Source organism: Micromonospora sp. NPDC049139 (genome assembly GCF_055586845.1).
In genome coordinates this window covers 32,699-50,961 of sequence record NZ_JBVJHK010000028.1, presented here as the reverse complement: position 1 = coordinate 50,961, position 18,263 = coordinate 32,699, and the positions used below count along the sequence as shown (strand labels likewise).

Below are 18,263 nucleotides of genomic sequence, written 5' to 3'. Positions count from 1 at the left end.
CTCGTGACATCCCCTCGGGGTCCTTCCTGTGCTTCTCCAGCCACCGTTCGGCGGCGCCACCCGGCCGACCCGCATAGGATCCGGCCGACCAGTACGAAACGGGCCATTCCGAGCCGGGCGTCCTGTCAGACTGGCGCGGTGACGGAGGAAGGACCGACGGCCGGAGGTGACAGGGGGAAGACCACAGGGCGCAAGTCCGTACGCGCGCACCTGCGCGACGCCGTCGTCAGCCTGCTCGGCAGGCGGCGGGTACGCGAAGGCACCCGCACGGCCACCGAGGAACTCTTCTTCGACCTGGTCTTCGTGTTCGCCTTCGTCCAACTCGTCGCGCTGATCCGAAGCGACTACACCCCTCAGGGCGTGCTTCGCGGAATGCTCGTGCTGGCCCTGCTGTGGTGGTCCTGGGGCGCCTTCGCGTGGCTGAGCAACAACCTGCAGGCCAGCTTCGGAGTGATGCGGTTCGGGTTGTTCGTGGTCACCGGGATCACTTTCGTGATGGCGCTGTCGACCCTCGTCACGTTCACCGATCGGCCCGGCGGGCTGTACGGCCCGCTCGTCTTCCCCATCTGCTATTTTCTCGTGCGGTCGCTGCACCTGGCGCTGTACGCGTACGCCGTCTCGGCCCGGCGCCTGGCCCGGCACATCCTGGTGCCCGCAGTGCCGATGGTCGCCAGCACCGCCCTGCTCGTCTGCGCCGCACTCGTGCCGCACCGACTCCTCACCGACCAGCGACAGGTCGCCATCGCCGTGACCCTCCTCTGGCTGCTGGCCGTGCTCGTGGACTACGTGGGCAGCTTCACGTTGCCCGTCTGGGAGATCGGCATCTTCTCCGCCCGGCACTGGTGCGAGCGGTACGGGTTGATCCTGATCGTGGCCGTGGGCGAGAACATCATCTCGATCGGGACGTCCAGCTCCAACGTGTCGCTCAGTTGGCAGCTCCTGCTCGCCGTCATGCTGGCCATGACGGTCACCGGGGCGGTGCTCTGGACCTACTTCGACGTGGTGGCGCTCGTCGGTGAGCAGGTCCTCGAGCGGGCCGACCCGAAGACCAGATTCGCCCTCGCCCGGGACGCCTACAGCTACCTGCACCTTCCCATGGTCGCCGGCATCCTCCTGCCGGCCCTCGGGATACGCGAGCTCGTCAAGAACGTCGGCCACATCGAAGGACACCACCCCGACGAACGGCTCTCCGCCATCGGTCTCTTCGGCCTCTACGGGGGGATAGCCCTCTTCCTCCTGGCCAACGTCGCCTACCAGCTGCGGATGGCCCACACGATCAGGACGATCATCTGGACCCGGGTGGCCGCCGTTCTGGTGCTGGCCGCGCTCGTCCCTGTCGCACGGCGGATATCGGCCATCGGTGCGCTGGGCCTGCTGGCGGCTGTCTCTTTCATTCTGATCGTCGTGGAGGTCATCGTGGCCGACGGGCAGCGCCGCCGCCTGCGCGAGTCGGGCCTGGCCGCCCGGATGCAGGTTTGAGGAACCCGCATCCGGCCCGCCGCGGTCGTGCAGGGCGTACTCGATCGCCACGCCGCCGGGATCACCATCGACACGCACTGCCTCGCCTGGGGTGTCGAACGTCGCCGGTCAGGCCACGCGTGGCCACGCAAACCAGTTGACGATTCCGGCAGGATTCTCGGTGTGCGTACGTTCAGTGAGCTGGTCGATGAGGCCGCCGCAGTGGACGTGTCCGGCTGGGACTTCGACTGGCTTGAGGGCCGGGCAACGGAAGAGCGGCCGCCGTGGGGGTACTCGCGGTTGATCGCATCGCGCCTGCCCCACGTCACCGCGGCCTTGGACATCGACACCGGTGGCGGCGAGATCATCGCCGAGGTGCCGCACCTACCGCCGAGAATGGTCGTCACCGAAGGCTGGCGCCCGAACGTCGAGCGTGCCCGTCAGACGTTGTCGCCCCGCGGTGTCGAGGTCGTGCCCGTCGAGCAAGGCCGGCCCCTGCCCTTCCCCGACGCCAGCTTCGATCTGGTGACGAGCCGCCATCCAGTGGACCCCGACTGGAGCGAGATCGCCCGCGTGCTCACCGATGACGGCACGTACCTCGCCCAGCACGTCGGGCCGGCATCCGCGTTCGAGCTCATCGAGTTCTTCCTCGGCCCGCTGCCGCAGGAGCGGCTTGGTCGTCACCCCGATCGTGAGGCCGCGGCAGCGCGGGCGGCCGCGCTCGAGATCGTGGACCTGCGCACCGCTCGCTGCCGGATGGAGTTCTTCGACATCGGCGCGGTCGTCTACACCCTGCGTAAATGCGTCTGGTGGGTGCCCGACTTCACAGTGGAGCGGTACCGGGACACCCTCGAGCGACTGGACGCCCACATTCGCCACCACGGCTCCTTCGTGGCCCACTCGACTCGGACCCTCGTCGAGGCCAGACGTGCACCCCGCTGAAACGCTCACCGAACGGCTTCCCTGAGGCTTCCGCTCGTGCCGCCGTCCGGCCGTTCAGTGGGGGAACGCGCGAGGGACGCGTGCGTTGAGGAGTTCGTCGCGGAACGCTTGGATGCGTGTGATGACCTGTCGTCTGCCGACGGTGTTTTCGATGCGGTCGAGGTACAGGCATCGGGCGGCGAGTTTGTCGAGGTCGACGGTGAAGTAGATCGCCATCAGCGGGTTGACGAACAGGTCGCCGCCGCCGGTGCGCCGGGTGAACCGGACGTCTCCGAACGCGCCGCTGGTGGCGGCGGCGATCTGTCCTTGGACGATGCTCGGCCGGTCCGGGGTGGCGGCCTGGGCGTCGGCGACAGCATCGCGGTACAGCGCCGCCTCCGGGCTGGAACCGGGGATGGACAGGGCGCCGAGGTAGCCGCCGTCGCGGTCGAGTGCGGCGAGGTTCTCCAGCACCTGGACGTGGTTGACGCCGTCGTAGGCGTCGATGCCGAAGCCGAGACTGCTCACCAGCTTGACCGGCACGTCCAGCACGGCCACGGCGGCCAGGCTGGTGATGTCCTCCACCGGGGTGCCGAGATCGGTTTCGTCGCCGCGTAGCAGGACGTCGGTGCCGCCATCGACCAGCACCACCGCATCGATGTCGAGTTGTTCGACCAGGTGTCGGTACGCGGCCCGTAACGGCTGGACACCGAGCGGCGGAAAGGCGTACACGGTCGACGGCAGCGTCTGAGCTGCCAGCCACCGGGCGAGCGTCCGTTCGGGGAAGTACCAGTCCGGGCTGGTGGTGTCCGGCTGCACCGCCGCGACGTGCTCCGCTACCCACGCGTCCCGGTCGATCAGTTCGAGTTCGGAGAAGGACAGGCTGGCCAGGTGCACCTGTGCGCCACCGCGCCACAGGGCGAACGCCAAGGGCAGGCCGGCGTACACGTCGAACCCGCCGCCCGCTCCGGCGATGAGGATGCTCCGCGCCGGAGCCAGCGCGGCAAACAGCGGCGGAACGGCCAACGAGAACGCACCGGGTTGGGCCGGCAGCGTGGCAGGGTTCATCACCGCTCAATGATCCGTCACGCCCATGCCGCTGACAGAGCGCCGGGGCGCCCGCGTGCGGCGGGACCCCGAGGAAGATGCCGGCGTCCGGCCGATAGGGGTCATTTCACGCGAGCGCCAGCTATATCGCGGTCGCGGGGATCGTGCTGTGCCGTTCCCGGCTGGGTTGCACCGTGACGACGATCTTCCCCGCGGGATGGCCCTGGGCGAGGTAGCGCATCGCGTCGGGCGCGTCGGCGAGAGCGTAGGTGCGGTCGATGACCGGGGTGACCGAGCCCGCCTCAGTGAGGGTGGTCAGTTCCTCGAGATCTTCATAGCGCTCCCGAGCGGCCACGCCGCACACTCGCTGGCTGCCGAACAGTGAGAGCAACGGCGCGGCCAGCTGGCGTTGGAAGCCGCCGAGCAGCCAGCCTGTGGCGTGGCCGCCACCGACGAGGGCGATCGTCCCGCGCGGCGTGGTTGCGCGCCGGAGCAGCGACAACGGCCGGTTGCCGGCAGTGTCGATGATGATGTCGTATCGCGCGCCGTCACGGTCGATCTCGTGCTGGGTGTAGTCGATGACGTCCTCGGCACCGATGGAACGCACCAGCTCGATCTTCGAGGTGCTGCAGGCGCCGGTCACGCTTGCCCCATATACCTTGACCAGTTGGACGGCGAACGACCCGACGCCCCCGGCCGCGCCGGTGATCAGCACCCGCTGTCCGGGCTGCACGCGTGCGTCGCGGATGCTCTGTAGCGCGGTCACCGCGGAGATGGGCATCGCCGCGGCCTGCTCGAAGGTGAGGTTGGCCGGCTTGGGTGCCAGCCGGTGCTGCCGCGCCGTCGCGTACTGGGCGAACGAGCCGCTCTGGCAGGTGCCGTACACCTCGTCGCCGGGGCGCAGGCGGGTCACGCCGGCGCCGACCGCCACCACCACACCAGCGACGGCCCGACCGAGCACCGTGACCTTGGGCCGGCGCAGCCCGGCCGCGAGCCGCACCGCCATGGGCCGGCCGGTCATGAAGATCCACACGCCTGGGTCCAGGCCAGCGGCGCGTACCTCGATGAGCACCTCGTCGTCTCCGACCGAGGGTTTGTCGACCTCGCGGAGCTCGAGCACGTCGGCCGGGCCGTACACGTCGTGGGCGATCGCTTTCACGACTTCTCCTCGGGGGAGTCGGGGTACTGGAACACGTCGTCGAGCGGAACGCCGAACACCCGGGCGATCCGGAAGGCCATTTCCAGGGATGGCGAATAGCGGCCCTGCTCGATGGCGATGAGGGTCTGCCGGGTCACGCCGATGCGCTCGGCGAGCTCGGCCTGGGTCATCTCGCCGTGCGCGAAGCGCAGCGCGCGGATGCAGTTGGTGACCTGCGTCGGCTTCACCACTGCGGGAGGCTCCTGCGGTACACGATGACCTTGGTGATGCCGCCGAGGATCGCCGACAGCACGAAGCACAGGTAGATGACGTTGGCGATCCAGAACCGGTCCCAGTCCGCCATGGCCATGAGCATCGCAGCGACCGCGCCGATGACCACGAACGACTGGCCGACGTGGTCGCCGAGCCGCCCGATCTCGCGGTCCCGCACGTCCTTGACGCGCGGCGCGCCCGGATTCACGACGGCCATGCCGGTCTCCGCCACGATCGACGCGACGATGGCCGCGCCGACCGTCCACAGCAGGGCGCTCGCGTACGGCACGTCGGGCAGCGAACGACCATCGGCGCGGCTGACGATGAGGGCCACGTAGGCGGAGTAGCCGAGCACGGCGACGACCAGCCTGATCCACGCGCGTTTCTCTTCGTGCGTCATGACAAGCCCTCCGGATGTCTGAAATTCTTGACATCACGAATGTAGCGAATCTTTGACCTAGTGTCCAGAAAACTTTACATCGGCCCTGGGGTGCGGTCATTCGGCTGACCGGCGCAGGATCGGAAGTGCTGGCCGAGATCGGCGACGCCTATGGCTCTCGCCTGAAGGATCCGACCCGGCGTGACGGTGAGCGCAGCCTGCACGTAGGGTGACAATCGACCGGAGCGCATGTCGGGGGGCTCATGTACCGTGTCCAGTTCACAGCCGAGGACCTGGCCCGGGTCCGGCTGATGCGGAGCTGGGGGCCCCTGGCCGAGACGTATCTGAGCCTCGGGCGGTTGCGGCGCGGCCAGCCGGGTGACGGGTTGCGGGGCTGGTCGACACGGGTCGCTCGGTCCTCTTCCGGCCTGGTGCATCCGTGCGCCTCACTGTTCGACAACAGGTGGCTGGACCTGTTCACCCTCACCGGCCCGGCCGAGTCCATCGAGGAGGGACTGACCGCGCTGCTCGCCGTGCGCCCGGAACACCTGCGCGCCGAGCTGGTCGCCGCGGCGGACACCAGGTGGCGCTACGGGGACCATCGCCGCTGGCCAGCCGGGGTGGGTGACCCGGCGGGCAACCGGGCCGACCGGCATCGCCTGGCGACCTTCCTGCATGACTACCACAAGGTCGCGGTGGCGCCGCACTGGTCTCACATCCAGGCTCGGCTCGATACCGAGCACGCCGCCCTCACCCACCTGCTCGCCACCAGTGGCGTAGAGGGCCTACTGGCCGGGCTGATGCCCTTCGCCCGCTGGCGCTACCCCGTGCTGGAGGTGGGCCATGGTGCGACCACTACCGACATCCACCTCGGCGGACGAGGGTTGCTGCTCGTGCCGTCGGCATTCCTCGACCCACGACCTGTCTTGTGGACCAGCGGGCTGGACGAAGAGGCACCGTCGATGCTCTTTCTGCCCGCGATGCGCGGACCCCTTGACCTGGCCGCCGTCCTGGCCGAGCCCCCCGGAGCGGACCGGCTGTCCGCGCTGGTCGACCTTGTCGGACGCACCCGGGCGTACGCCCTGCACAGCATCGGTACCGCGCCGTGCACCACCGGCGAGCTCGCCCATCGGTTGGCGATCTCGGCAGCGAGCGCCAGCGAGCACGCGACGGTGCTCCGCGGAGCGGGGCTCGTCTCCACCGTCCGTCAGGGTCGAACCGTGCGGCACCACCTCACCGCACTGGGGGAACAGATGCTCAGCGGAACCGTCGCCGCGCCGTCCCAGGCGACTGCCGTCGCGGAGCGCCTGGCCGTGCATCACCAGGGCCGCCAGCCTCCGCGGACGGGGCCGAGGTCGTTCGTCCGGTAGGGGAGTGGTGCCAGGTCGGCGGCGGCCCCGAGGACGGTCGCGATCCCGGCTGCGTGGCCTCCTAGATCATGCCCGAGGCGCGGGCGGGACCGACCCGGCCGGCAGCACCGGCCCGCGCAGCGGCACCGACCGCTTCGACGCCTGCCTCCACCCGGACCTTCAAACCGGGCAGCGTTTCCGCCCGGTGGCGCGTCCACGTGGCGCGGTCGGTCAAGTCCCTGGCGCGCACGTCCAAGACCAAACCGGTGCCGGCGAGCAGACTCGTGCCGTCACCCCGCTACACGCGCCAACTGTTGGAGGAACGCCATGGGTAAGCTCGTCGTCTCGATGTTCACCACGCTCGACGGTGTCATTGAACGGCCGGATCGCTGGGCGTTCCAGTTCGCAAGCGCCGACTCGATGGAGCAGGGCCTGCGCCAGCTGCACGACGCCGAGGCGTTGCTGCTTGGCCGCGTCACGTACGAAGGATTCGCGGCGTCCTGGCCGAACATGACCGACGAGGCGGGATACGCCGACAAGATGAACACGATGCCCAAGTACGTGGTGTCCACCACCCTGGACGAGCCCACCTGGAACAACACGACGGTCATCGCCGACGACCCGGCCACCCGGATCGGGAAGGTGAAGACCGACCTGAGCGGGGATCTGCTCGTCTTCGGCAGCAACGCGCTCGTCACCCGGCTGCTGCCACACGGGTTGATTGACGAGATCCGCCTGGTGACCTACCCGGTCGTGGTCGGGGACGGCACGCGCCTGTTCGCCGACGGCGACGGGATGGCGTCGTTCCGGCTGCTGGACACCACCACGTTCCAGTCCGGCGTCGTGGTGCTGACCTACGCACCGATCAACGAGCAGGGCGCGGCTGCGGCATCTGCCTGAACGACGACGCCGGCGGCGTTGCCGCGCACCAGCGCCGCCCGGTTTCCGAGCCCCTGGACGTTTCGGCGGGGCGGAATCAGGCATCACAGTCGATCCTCATGCCGGAGGCGACCACCTGGGACGGTTGGGTCGCGATGATGACCGTCAGTGTGACCACGCACGGCGACCGGATCGTGGACGTGGGCGCCCAGAGCCCGACTGGCGGCAACAGGCTTGAGCGACCTGCGCCGGTAGTCGCTGGGTGGCACGCCGAAGGCGGCCCGGAACAGCCGGCTGAAGTGCGCGGAGTCGGGCAGACCCCACCGGGCCCCGACGACGCCGACCGTCAGGCCGCTCTGTGCCGGATCGGCGAGGTCCTTGCGGCAACGGTCGAGGCGCCGCTGGCGGATCCAGGCGCCGACCGAGGTCTGCTCCGGAGCGAACAGCCGGTACAGCTGGCGCAGCGAGACGTGGTGTGCCGCGGCGATCACCGCGGGCGTGAGGTCGGTGTTCCCCAGGTGCTGCTCGATGAAGGCCTTCACCTGGAACAGCAGCGCCTGCTGTGACGACTCGACCGGGTCGGAGTACCCGGTGTACTCGCAGAGGGCGGTGCCCAGCAGGTCGAGCAGGATCGGTGCCAGCCGTGCCGCGGTGGTCGGATCGTACTGGCCGATTTCCCGGGCGATGCGACCCAGCATCGGGGCGAGCAGTCCGCCGACCCCGGTTGCGGGCACCGCCACCGCGGTGAGCCCGGCAACCACGCCCGGCCGCACCGGGAGCAGCTCGCGCGGAAACCCGAACACCGCCAGCTCCACCGCGTCGGTGTAGACCAGATCGTATGGGAGGCTGAAGTCGTAGACGCCGAACGTGGCGGGGGCGAGGACCGTCTCCCGGCCGTCCTGGGTCAGGCGCGGGTGGCCGCTGATCGGCAGTACCACACGGTACAGGTCCGCGTCACCCTTGCGGATCAGGCCGCGCGTTCGGTGGACACCATGGGGCGTGCTGGTACGGACGTTCGCCACGCCCACATCGCCCAGCCGGCCGGTCGTGATCTCACCGTCCAACGGCACATCCGGGTCGATCCGCATGTCCAGTGGGCCGAGGGTGTCGCAGACGATGGACCGCCACCGTTCGCGCCGCTCGGCTGCCGGTGTGTCCGCGGTTCTGACGACCGTGAGCACTGATAGACCTCCCTGACCCGTACCGGCAACGGTAGTGGCCGGCGGACGAGCGCCGGCGCCCACGTTGCTACCCGACCCTACGGAAGGCCGTCGATGGGCGTAGGCCCCGACCCGGACCCTTCGGGTAGGGCCGAACGGTGTTGCCCGATGCGGAACAGAGGCCAAACAATCATCTCGATTGGACCGACGGTGTCGCGGCCGCGGTAAGTGTCGATGCTGGTGGCCGAATGAGAGGAAGCACCGCACCGGGCGCTGCTACTCGGATACGCCAGATGACTACGGCCGGAGCCGCAAGAACCGACAGTGATCCTTCAAGATTCCTGGACCAGAGCAGGGCAGGACTCGCCGGCAGCAGGGAGAAGTGAATGAAGTCGATACGCGCAGTGGCCGTTTTCGTGGCGGCGACCCTCGCGCTCGTGCTGGGCGTAGCCGCACCGGCAAGCGCCGACGCGTACTCGTACAACGGATATGGGTCGGCGAACTTCCAGAGCAACGGGGACTACATCACCCTCACCCACTTCACCTACGAAGAATATCCCGGCGTCTATGCGTCGTACGCCGAGTGGTACACCAACTACGGGCGCACCGGCTATTGCGGAGACAGCATCGGCGGGCGGATCGGCTGTGACGAGGACGTGGCGGAAAACCGATACATCACCATCCGGGTCTGCAGCCGGTACGGGACGTTCAACCAGGTCATCTGCGGCAACTGGGATACCTCGCGGACCTGAACCATTCCCGCCCGCCAGCGTCCGTGCGAGCCGTCAAGGTCCGCTGGACGTGGCGGGCCGGGCGGCGGCCCGCTCCCCTGGGGCGGGCCGATGGCAGACGGTGAGGATGGTGGGGTGGGTCGCCAGCTTGGTCTGACTCACCGATAGGCCGACGTTGCTGTCGCTATCGATTCGTCGGCCGGTTCGGTGGCCCCGGCAGTTGCATGTCACCGGTCAGGCGGGCGGCATGGCACCCGAGCGCAAGGTCATGCGGAAGTTGGGGCGGCTCCGGGCCGATCTAGGGGCCTTCTGGCCGAAAGCCTCCAGCTAGGGCCGCCTCGCGCAGTTCTCTACGCCGCCTGCCGGCGACGAGGACCTCCGTGATGACCAGGCTGGCGCAGACAGCCGCCAACAGGCCGAGCGCTGCCACCGCCGAAAGCTGGCTGGCCGCCAGGATGAGCGCCACCAGCAGCGCTACGGTAATCAGACGCGGCCAGATGACCCGACTGAGCAGGCGCGTGATCCGCAGTTGGAAGCCGACGTGGGAGAACAGGAACAGGGCTGCTCCACCGTAGAGGGCGTGGAGGCCCAGGCCCTCCAGTCGCGCGGCCGAATGGTGCAGTTCGTTGTCTTTGATGATCGTCACCACTTTGTGCAGCCCGAGGGCGAGCAGCATGATGCCGGCGATCATCGGCAGGTGCAGATAGCTGTAGGCGTCGCGGGCGTAGGCGACCCGGCGCTGGACGGGGTTCTGGATCAGCGTCCGCTCGGCGGCGATCGCGACGACGTCGAAATAGGTCCAGCCCAATGCGGCGGCGATGACGATGGCGAAGACGAGGGCCGCGATGAGCGATCCAGTCATCGGCACGCTGCTACTGATCAGGCCAACCGCTGTGAGCGACTCGCCAAGGGCGACGAGCACGATGAGGCCGTGCCGCTCCGCCCAGTGCCGGGCCGAGATGATGTGCCACCCCCACGACCGCATCAGCAGGGCGCGGCCGTAGTCGATGACGATGGCGAGGATCCAGAACCCGGTCTGGCTCGCCTTGACCAGCCACGGGTCGTGGAACAGTCGCTGCGGCAGGACGGCGGCGGAGAACAGAAGGACAGAGGCGACAAACAGTGGCGCGGCGATCAGCAGGACGACGCGCGGCCCCGTGCCTGGAATGGCGTACCAGCGCAGCGCCAGATGCACCAGCCGAACGACCACGAAGCATGCGACGAACACCATCGGGCCGGAGAGAGCCGCGCCACGGAGGTCGGTGAATGCCTGCCGGACCGCCACCGCCATTACAAGGGTGACCACCGCCACGAACAGCAGCGCGATCCGGATCAGCCCGACCCGAGCTTGGAGGCTGTTGCCCAACCAGGCATAGATGGACCACGTCGACCACAACAGGGCCAGCGCAAGCATTCCGTTCAGCACGCCGTGGCTGGTGAAGTCGTCCTCCATCAACGCAACGACCTGGATGAACGCGAGGACGAACACCAGATCGAAGAAGAGCTCCACGCTGGTTACGCCGACGCCCTCGCGTAGCGGTCGAATGCCGCGCGGCGCCCGCACTGACCTGTCATCGGACGCCCCGTCGTTCCCACTTACCACAGGGCAGAGTGTGGCAGCCGGCCACACCGAAGATGCCGGAATCACTGATCGCGGTCGACCTCGTCGCCGAGATGATCGTTGCCTGGGGCCAAGGAGTCGCCTGGGCGCGGGGCACAAGACAGCGTGAAACGTCGTCGACCAGCAACCAACGATGACAGCCGAAAACACCCTGTGAACAAGTGCCGAGGGCTGTTACCGCTGGTGGCGGGCGAGCGGCTCTTAGCTCCGCTTCAACGTCTGACCCCTCTCCACGGTCATCCTTCCTGGGCCAGGTGGCCAGCGCCGCTAGGGTCTGTGTCGAAGTCGGGCGCCGCGTGGGTCGCCCGATGGTCGTCCGGTTCGTGGCACAGCTCGGTCCCCTGGTTGTCGTATGCGGGCAGGCGCCCGCCTGGTTGCTGCTCGCCGTGGACGCGCTTCGCGAGTGGAGCGCGCACGATGCCGGGACCCTCGATCATCTGTGCCGGGGCTCCCAGCGGAAGTACCGGCGTGCCACGAGAAGCGACACCACCAGCCAGGCCAACAGCACACCGAGGGACGGCAGCACCGCGACGAAGGTCTCGGCGAGAGTCAGCGCCTGGCCCTCGTCGGTGTGGGCGAGCCAGCCGACCCGCATCACCTCGGTGAACGGCCCGCTGGGCAGGAACCAGAGCACCCGCTCCAGCGACTCCGGCAGCGCGCCGAGCGGCAGCATCGCACCTGGCGTTGCCAGGAAGATCACCATGGTCGGCAGGGTGGTCAGCATGGCCGCTTCGGACGTGCGGGTGACCGCAGAAAGCGCGGCCGAGAACGCCGCCATGATCGCGGACCCCAGCAGCAGGGCCACCGCGATGACCAGCGGGTTCGTCGGCCCCGGCAGACCGAGCACCGCGACGGCGTAGCAGGCCAGCACGACGAACTGGGCGAGGAACATCAGGATGGTGCTGCTGGCCGTGCCGAGCAGGATGGTGCGGTCCGAGGCAAGCCCGGCGCGCAGGCGCTTGAGCACCAGTTCCTGGCGGCGCGAGGCGTACACGGTCGTCAGGTGATGGTGCACCAGGAAGACCATGACCAGGGTGGTGACGCTGACGACCCTGCGGACGCCGGGCACTGTCTGACCTGCGTAGCCGCTGACGAGCAGGATGGCGATGATCAGGGGGGTGCACACAGACATGGCAGTGGCCGTCCAGTTGCGGCGCAGGGCCAACAGTTCCATCTTCAGCAGCGCGGTCACCTGCCAGAACGGCCGGGTGGCCCGGTCGCCGGGTGCGGTGGTCGAGGTCCGCGTCGTCATCGTCTCGCTCATCGAACGGTCTCCGGATCCGCGTGCTGGTTGGTCGGATCGTGGTCGGCGGCGATGTCCAGGAAGACATCCTCCAGGGTGGCCGGTCGCGCTGACAGCGCGGAAAGTTGGACGTCGCTCGTGTTGGCCCAGTCGAGCAGCCGGGTCAGGTCGGCCTGGAGCTGACGCGACTCGTACGTGACCCGGTCGCCCTCGACCGAGCGCGTGGCGTGCGGCAGGCCGGGGGGCACGTCCGCCTTCGGCAGCCGGAAGGTGATCCGGGTGGGCAGGGTGCGGACGATGTCGTGCGGGGCTCCCGTCGCTACGATGTGCCCACGGCGCATGATCGCCACCCGGTCGGCGAGCACCTCCGCCTCTTCCAGATAGTGCGTGGTGAGCAGCACCGTCGTGCCGTTCTGCTGAAGTTCCCGCACGACGTTCCAGGTGCGCCGCCGGGAGGCCGGGTCCATGCCGGTGGTCGGCTCGTCGAGGAAGAGCACCTGCGGCCGGCCGAGCACGGCCAGGGCCAGCTCCAGCCGCCGCCCCTCGCCTCCGGAGAGCTGCTCGACCGCCACGTCCCTCCGGTGGGTCAGCTCGACCAGTTCCAGCACCTGCTGGGAGCTGTACGGCCGGACGGTGAGCGAGCGCCAGATCTCCACCGTTTCCCGAACCGTCAGCGAGCCGGTGAATCCGCCGTGCTGGAGCATCACCCCCGTCTGTGGGCGCAGCGCGGCCCGGTCCCGCACCGGGTCCAGCCCGAGCACCCGGACCCGGCCGGAGGTGGCCGGCTGCAGCCCCTCCAACACCTCGATCGTGGTGGTCTTTCCCGCTCCGTTGGTGCCGAGCAGGGCGAACAGCTCACCACGGTGGACCCGCAGCGACACCCCCCGGACCGCCTCGAACTGCCCGTAGTTGCGGCGCAGGCTGTCCACTTCGATTACGACGTCGTCCATGCCTCCGAGGCTGCCGCTGACCGGCGACAGAGCCAATCCACGCCGTGTCATGCCCCGGCCATGCGGTATGCACACACCGTCCGTGCGTTCCGCACACCGAGCCCGCGATTTCGCCGCGGGTGGGTGAAAATGATCCTGAGGGCAACGAGTTCTGCCTGCTGTCACGTCCTGTGCAGAAGCTCTGGGACGGCGCACGGAACCAGACAACCCAGCAGACCGCAGAGCGGGTTGGCGACTGCCCAGAACGACCCCTCCACCAGACCCCTCCACCGCAAGGCTTGGATGGTAGGCGTTTGCTCGGAGCGGCCCGGAGTCGGTGAGTGACAGACTGGGTGACGATCACGGCGGACACGCATGGACGGGCCGGGACGCTGCCGCCGACGGCCGAGCGGCCCCCGCCGGGCTCTGTGCGAGCTATTGGCGACCGAGGGTCGGGTCCATACACTCACCGCGTGATCCCGCCCGGATACCCCGCACAGGCCCGACCATCGATGGTTCGCCCGCTCTGGTCGCTTGCTGGCCCAACGCTCAGTGCGTTGCTCGCCGCCGGACTCCTCACCGCGCCCTTCGGACCGCTGGTCAGCGCGATCACGCGCGACCTCGGACTGTCCACCGCGGGCATGACAACGACCGTGGTCGCACAGTACGTGGTGGCAGCGGTGGCCCTGGTCGCGCCCGGCTACCTGCTCGGCCGGCGGTGGCCCACTGTAATCGCGTTGCCTGCGCTGGCACTCCTTATCGTCGGCTGCGTCGTGAGCGCGTTCACGCCGGGGCCGGCACTGTTGGCGGTCGGGCGGGTGATCGTCGGGCTGGGGGCCGGAACCGTGGCCGGTGTCGCCCTCGCCCTGTCCGGTCAGCTGGTCCGCTGGCGCTCCCGGGCCCGGCTGGCGCTCGGCCTCGCGCTCGGCGCCGCTCTCCTGATCGGACCCGTCGCGAGCGGCATGCTGGCGCAGGCGCTGAGTTGGCGGACGGTGTTCCTGGCCGAGGTGCTGGTGGCCACGGTCGCGCTGTTCAGCACCATAGCGAGCGGCATCGCCATGTGGGTCCTGCGTTCGTCCCGGCCCAACCCGCCGGCCACCCCTGCTGCCACAACGCCGCGCCCCGGCACAACCCGGACCGGTGGCCCAGGGCGCTGACGATCCGGGACCGCCGTGGCCAGTGGTCGGACTGGCCCGGACTCCCGGCGTTGTGGAATTCCCCAAGCTGACGCTGCGTACTGGCCTCGACCGGTGAGCAGTCCGCACAAGGCTGGTGCTCTCTTTTGGCGAGGGCCGCCACTTCAACCCGCGACCCACGTGGATCGGCAGCTTTCAAGGACCGCCTGGCCAGCGTGTCGACGCCTGATCCGCCGCTGATCCACCTGCGGCAGCCGGTGGGCGGGGGAGCGCTGGCACCTGACCGAACTCCCCGAATGCCGCCCACGGCACGCCGGCCGCCATACCACCGCAACGGACGAGCCGGTCGGGCGTCGTGCCGCCGTGGCGATGGACGCTTACCCGACAGATCGTGGCGATTGTCGTTGGCGGAGACGAAGGTTGTGGTCGCGGTCTGAACACGGGGGAGGCGCTACACGATGGACGCGTTGTCGGAATCGCAGTCGGTGGCGGGACCTCGCCGGCCTGCGGCCGGGCCGCCGGCAGGGCAGGGCGAAACTCCGTGGCGGGGTTTCGTCCGACTGGCCCGACTCCGCTTCCTGCTGTACAACCTCCTGCCGGTGGGTCTCGCCGTGGCGGTATCGGTACACCAGGGCCATCCGCTCGATCTCACGTGGTACGCCGTCGCGCAACTGTTCGCGTGGACGGTCCACGTCATGACGCACTACTGCAACGAGTATTTCGACCTGGCGGCCGACCGGGCGAACGTCTACTTCACGCCGTGGACGGGCGGCAGCCGGGCCCTCGTCGACGGGGTGGTCGCACCCGTGGTGTCGCTGCGCGCCGGAGTCGTCCTGTTCGGAGTGTCGGCGTTGATGGTGGCTGTCATGCCGTCCTGGCAGGCGCGCGTGCTCGCCGCCGCAGCCGTGCTGCTGGCCTGGTTCTACACGGCGCCACCGTTGCGGCTGAACTACCGGGGCGCGGGGGAGATGACGGTCGCCGCGATACTCAACGGCCTGTGGCCGGCCGTCGCGGTGGTGCTCCAGACCGGCACCGTACCGATGCTGCTGTTGGCCGTGTTGGCGCCCACCGCGGTGCTGCAGGTCGCGCGGATGATGGTGATGAATCTGGGCGACCGCCGATCGGACGCGATGGTCGGCAAGCGCACGCTGCCCGTCATCATCGGTTACCGACCGGCGGTGCGGGTGATCGTCGGTGCGCAGCTGGTCGGGTACGCGACGCTCACCGTCTTCGCGTTGCTCGGCTGGGTGCCGTGGCTGGTCTGGGCGGCGATGGCCACCACCGCGCCGCTGTCGGCCTGGCTCGTCGGGCAGCTCCGGGGCGGCGCGATGCGTGACCTCGACCCCCGGCGCATGACACCGGTGGTGTTCTGGGCCTCGAACCACGTGTCCCTGATCGTCGCGGCGGCGATGCTGGGCGTGATCCTGGATGCGGCGCGCCGCTCCGCGGACGGTGGTGCGCTGGCCGTGCTCGGCGCGGTTCTCGCCGGCTACGGGATGCTGTTCGCCCACCGTCTCTGGTTGGCGCGCCGACACTCCGAGCGCGGGCAGGACCACGCCCCGCGTGCGCGTCCGGAGCCGGCTCAACGAGGTTGAGCGGACGGCTCCCGTGGCGCCCCGGTCGGGTGACCGACTTCCGTCTCCGCCACGATGTCGCCGTCGGAGACCGGTGGGGTCGGTGATCCCGACCGACGTTGGATGAAGTAGTACAGCGGTGTGGCCGCCAGGGTGGTGATGACGGTCATCAGGGCCAGGACGGTGTACAGCGCCGGCGTCACCAGTCCCTTCTCCAGGCCGATGTTCAGCAGGACGAGTTCCATCAGTCCGCGTGCGTTCATCAGGGCACCGACCGAGGCCGCGGAGCCCCACGGTAGGCCGGCCGTGCGGGCACCGATGGTGCACGCCACACCCTTGCTCAGGAAGGCCACCAGGACCACGATCACCAGGACCAGCAGCACACCGGGATCCGTCAACACGCTGAACTGCGTGGCCAGGCCGGAGTAGACGAAGAAGGTCGGTAGCAGCAGCCGGACCGTGACCGGCTCGATGCACGCCCGCAGGGCCTCGGTGAAGCGGCCACGGGGTATGGCGACGCCGAACAGGAAGGCCCCCACCACCGCGTAGATCCCGACCGCCTCGGTGTACGCGGCACAGAGCAGCAGGATGATCATCGTGGTGATGAGCCCGGCGGGACGCAGTCCGTTGTCGTCCATGGCCCAGCGGGCGAGCCTGGCGGTCAGGGCGCGACCCACGGTCAGGACCACGAGGACGTAGACCAGACCACCGCCGAGGGCGAGCAGCGCGACCGACGCGTCACCCTGGGCCGAGGAGACCACCACGGCCAGCAGGACCCAGGCGACGGTGTCGTCGACGGCGGCGCACGCCAGCGCCACCGTCCCGGTGGGGCTGCCGCCGAGATTGTTCTCGTGGATGATGCGCGCCAACATCGGAAAGGCGGTGATCGCCATTGCCGTGCCGACGAAGAGGGCCGCCTGCCATGCGGAAATCTTCTCGTCGAAGAAGGTTCGGTCGCTGGCCAGCATCCAGCCCAGCACCGCGCCGGTGGCGATCGGTGCGATGACGCCGGCGACGGACGACCCGAACGCCGAACGGAGGTGTCCGGTCAGCACGTCGGTGCGGAACGACATCCCGACGACGAACATGTAGAGGACCAGACCGAGTTGACCGGCCACGTAGAGCACGATCAGCGAAGGGTGGGCGATGCGGCTACCGGCGTCGCCGGCGCCCAGATGCAGCGTGGTCGGGAACAGCCAGCCTTGCAGGGCGGGCAGCAGGAGACCGAGCAGCGTCGGTCCCAGCAGGAAACCCGCGACCATGTCGGCGACGACCTGTGGCTGACCCAGTCGGCGGAGGAGGAGTCCGACCGACCAGCAGGTGAACAGCACTACCGCGAGTTGGAGGAAGAAGTGCAGGGACAGGGCGAGATTCGACGGCATCGTCACCTCGGCGGTCGCAGGCTTGGGGTGCGGGCAGGAAGAACTGACGCAGGCCGTACCGCGGTGGTCGACGCCGGCACCGGCGGGAGCCGCGCAGTTCGCCGATGACCATGAGGTGATCGCCGGCCGGACGGGTGGGGCACCACGTCGAGGTCCGCGGTGGCGCGCGCGCCGTCGGCCGGCCAGGACAGCCTCCGGACGGCGAGGTTCGCGGCCGTACGCGCGAGAACTGGTATTGCCAGAGTGTGGACGTGCGCGTCGCACCGCCGCCATGCGGCAGGTCGAGCGAGGAATTCGCGCAACTCGGCGCGGCGCCGGACGTCGCGTCCGCCGTTCGCGTGCCGCCGAGAAGTGGCCGCGGCAGGAGCGCATTTCCACTGGCGAGCAGGTCGTTGCCCGTCGCCGACCAGCGCGACCCGCCGGGGCGAGAATGGCAACCACGGGAGAGTTCACGCATCAGGTCGCGGAAGTCCTCTGGCTTCATCTGTCGTCCTTTCGGGGCGACGGTTCGCCGACAACGCGACTGCGTCAGATAATCGTGTTACGCAAGCGGATACGTCAATGATTCGTCGCTTGGTTCAGCAATCGTGGAGAGTATCTGGCCGTCGGCGGCGTGGACCGTGGGCCGTGGCGGGTGGAGGCGCGGCGGGGCAGGTCGGTGTTCCGAGGGCCGTGAAGATCCTGGTGGCTGCCACTGGTCGGGTGGCTGCGGATCGGCCTTGAAGTGCTGGTGGGTTCCTCGCTCGGCCAGCCGGGCCGACGGCGAACTCGGCCGGTGCGGCGCGGGCTCGCGTTGATGCGTGGTGCCAGGCGAGTTTCCCGTGGGCGGTCGGCGGGGCGGGTGACGAAGGCGCGGCAACGAGAATTGGGCCCGCAGGAAATCCCGCGACTTCGATGCCCATCGGGGCATCGGCTTCGCAGGAAATTGATCACCGCTGGGTCGGGGCCGAGATCACGGATGTGCCTGTGGGGTTGGCGTGTGGGGCGTGGCCAAAGCGGGGGACCGCGGTTCGGGGATTGTGTCGAGGGGTGCCTGCCGGCGG

At 69.1% G+C, this 18,263-nt stretch carries 16 protein-coding genes; 7 read left to right on the top strand and 9 right to left on the bottom strand.

The genetic code is table 11. The features are described 5' to 3' along the window. Window positions 1-138: 138 nt before the first annotated feature. Together ACZ6Q9_RS31135 and ACZ6Q9_RS31130 are read left to right on the top strand one after the other, a co-directional pair. Window positions 139-1,479: a low temperature requirement protein A gene (locus ACZ6Q9_RS31135; RefSeq protein ID WP_393270481.1), complete on the top strand. Its 1,341-nt coding sequence runs from the start codon at window positions 139-141 to the stop codon at window positions 1,477-1,479. 162 nt (window positions 1,480-1,641) lie between these two features. Further along, the gene (locus tag ACZ6Q9_RS31130; RefSeq protein ID WP_393270508.1) at window positions 1,642-2,400 is read left to right on the top strand and encodes a class I SAM-dependent methyltransferase; all 759 of its coding nucleotides are present in this window, start codon (window positions 1,642-1,644) and stop codon (window positions 2,398-2,400) included. A gap of 54 nt (window positions 2,401-2,454) precedes the next feature. On the opposite strand, the gene ACZ6Q9_RS31125 is transcribed toward ACZ6Q9_RS31130, so the two are convergent. The 4 genes from ACZ6Q9_RS31125 to ACZ6Q9_RS31110 all read right to left on the bottom strand — a co-directional run bounded on the left by ACZ6Q9_RS31125 (window position 2,455) and on the right by ACZ6Q9_RS31110 (window position 5,237). Continuing rightward, window positions 2,455-3,447, bottom strand: a complete 993-nt coding sequence (locus ACZ6Q9_RS31125) for a DUF1152 domain-containing protein (protein ID WP_396830759.1) — start codon at window positions 3,445-3,447, stop codon at window positions 2,455-2,457. Window positions 3,448-3,568: 121 nt separating this feature from the next. Further along, window positions 3,569-4,585, bottom strand: coding sequence for an NAD(P)-dependent alcohol dehydrogenase (locus ACZ6Q9_RS31120; RefSeq protein ID WP_393270479.1), 1,017 nt, complete (start codon window positions 4,583-4,585; stop codon window positions 3,569-3,571). Further along, a complete protein-coding gene (locus tag ACZ6Q9_RS31115; RefSeq protein WP_350712691.1) occupies window positions 4,582-4,815 on the bottom strand; it encodes a helix-turn-helix transcriptional regulator in 234 nt (77 codons plus the stop codon). The genes ACZ6Q9_RS31120 and ACZ6Q9_RS31115 overlap by 4 nt, the downstream gene beginning before the upstream one ends. Next, window positions 4,809-5,237: a hypothetical protein gene (locus tag ACZ6Q9_RS31110; protein WP_396830761.1), complete on the bottom strand. Its 429-nt coding sequence runs from the start codon at window positions 5,235-5,237 to the stop codon at window positions 4,809-4,811. Before ACZ6Q9_RS31110 ends, ACZ6Q9_RS31115 begins: the two co-directional genes overlap by 7 nt. Window positions 5,238-5,479: 242 nt before the next feature. Here ACZ6Q9_RS31110 and ACZ6Q9_RS31105 point away from each other — a divergent pair, with 242 nt between their 5' ends. After that, window positions 5,480-6,586 carry an ArsR/SmtB family transcription factor gene (locus ACZ6Q9_RS31105; protein ID WP_396830762.1) on the top strand — a complete coding sequence of 369 codons (1,107 nt, stop codon included), beginning with the start codon at window positions 5,480-5,482 and terminating at the stop codon, window positions 6,584-6,586. A gap of 306 nt (window positions 6,587-6,892) precedes the next feature. Beyond that, on the top strand, window positions 6,893-7,465 hold the full coding sequence (locus tag ACZ6Q9_RS31100; protein WP_393459971.1) for a dihydrofolate reductase family protein: 573 nt from the start codon (window positions 6,893-6,895) through the stop codon (window positions 7,463-7,465). An 83-nt stretch (window positions 7,466-7,548) separates the two neighbouring features. On the opposite strand, the gene ACZ6Q9_RS31095 is transcribed toward ACZ6Q9_RS31100, so the two are convergent. Further along, a complete protein-coding gene (locus ACZ6Q9_RS31095) occupies window positions 7,549-8,625 on the bottom strand; it encodes an AraC-like ligand-binding domain-containing protein (protein ID WP_393459974.1) in 1,077 nt (358 codons plus the stop codon). Between the two features lie 365 nt (window positions 8,626-8,990). Between ACZ6Q9_RS31095 and ACZ6Q9_RS31090 the strand changes: the two genes are divergently transcribed. Next, entirely contained in the window at window positions 8,991-9,356 is a 366-nt protein-coding gene (locus tag ACZ6Q9_RS31090) for a hypothetical protein (protein WP_393459977.1), read from the top strand. 277 nt (window positions 9,357-9,633) lie between these two features. Here ACZ6Q9_RS31090 and ACZ6Q9_RS31085 read toward each other — a convergent pair whose 3' ends face one another. From ACZ6Q9_RS31085 to ACZ6Q9_RS31075, 3 genes are all read right to left on the bottom strand, one after another. Further along, entirely contained in the window at window positions 9,634-10,845 is a 1,212-nt protein-coding gene (locus ACZ6Q9_RS31085; RefSeq protein ID WP_393459980.1) for a low temperature requirement protein A, read from the bottom strand. A gap of 544 nt (window positions 10,846-11,389) precedes the next feature. Then, a complete protein-coding gene (locus tag ACZ6Q9_RS31080) occupies window positions 11,390-12,220 on the bottom strand; it encodes an ABC transporter permease (protein ID WP_393459983.1) in 831 nt (276 codons plus the stop codon). Further along, window positions 12,217-13,149 carry an ABC transporter ATP-binding protein gene (locus tag ACZ6Q9_RS31075; RefSeq protein WP_396830765.1) on the bottom strand — a complete coding sequence of 311 codons (933 nt, stop codon included), beginning with the start codon at window positions 13,147-13,149 and terminating at the stop codon, window positions 12,217-12,219. The genes ACZ6Q9_RS31080 and ACZ6Q9_RS31075 overlap by 4 nt, the downstream gene beginning before the upstream one ends. Window positions 13,150-13,601: 452 nt before the next feature. Between ACZ6Q9_RS31075 and ACZ6Q9_RS31070 the strand changes: the two genes are divergently transcribed. Further along, the gene (locus ACZ6Q9_RS31070; RefSeq protein WP_396830766.1) at window positions 13,602-14,285 is read left to right on the top strand and encodes an MFS transporter; all 684 of its coding nucleotides are present in this window, start codon (window positions 13,602-13,604) and stop codon (window positions 14,283-14,285) included. 590 nt (window positions 14,286-14,875) lie between these two features. Next, on the top strand, window positions 14,876-15,859 hold the full coding sequence (locus ACZ6Q9_RS31065) for a prenyltransferase (RefSeq protein ID WP_396830768.1): 984 nt from the start codon (window positions 14,876-14,878) through the stop codon (window positions 15,857-15,859). On the opposite strand, the gene ACZ6Q9_RS31060 is transcribed toward ACZ6Q9_RS31065, so the two are convergent. Then, window positions 15,847-17,220, bottom strand: a complete 1,374-nt coding sequence (locus ACZ6Q9_RS31060; RefSeq protein WP_393459995.1) for a cation:proton antiporter — start codon at window positions 17,218-17,220, stop codon at window positions 15,847-15,849. The two genes, ACZ6Q9_RS31065 and ACZ6Q9_RS31060, sit on opposite strands and share 13 nt — an antisense overlap. Window positions 17,221-18,263 lie beyond the last annotated feature (1,043 nt).

Excerpts from the sequence above, each read along its gene's own strand:
- ACZ6Q9_RS31060 (WP_393459995.1), bottom strand. The coding sequence starts at position 17,220 with ATGCCGTCGAATCTCGCCCTGTCCCTGCACTTCTTCCTCCAACTCGCG.
- ACZ6Q9_RS31090 (WP_393459977.1), top strand. The coding sequence starts at position 8,991 with ATGAAGTCGATACGCGCAGTGGCCGTTTTCGTGGCGGCGACCCTCGCG.
- ACZ6Q9_RS31080 (WP_393459983.1), bottom strand. The coding sequence starts at position 12,220 with ATGAGCGAGACGATGACGACGCGGACCTCGACCACCGCACCCGGCGAC.
- ACZ6Q9_RS31125 (WP_396830759.1), bottom strand. The coding sequence starts at position 3,447 with ATGAACCCTGCCACGCTGCCGGCCCAACCCGGTGCGTTCTCGTTGGCC.
- ACZ6Q9_RS31105 (WP_396830762.1), top strand. The coding sequence starts at position 5,480 with ATGTACCGTGTCCAGTTCACAGCCGAGGACCTGGCCCGGGTCCGGCTG.
- ACZ6Q9_RS31110 (WP_396830761.1), bottom strand. The coding sequence starts at position 5,237 with ATGACGCACGAAGAGAAACGCGCGTGGATCAGGCTGGTCGTCGCCGTG.
- ACZ6Q9_RS31100 (WP_393459971.1), top strand. The coding sequence starts at position 6,893 with ATGGGTAAGCTCGTCGTCTCGATGTTCACCACGCTCGACGGTGTCATT.
- ACZ6Q9_RS31075 (WP_396830765.1), bottom strand. The coding sequence starts at position 13,149 with ATGGACGACGTCGTAATCGAAGTGGACAGCCTGCGCCGCAACTACGGG.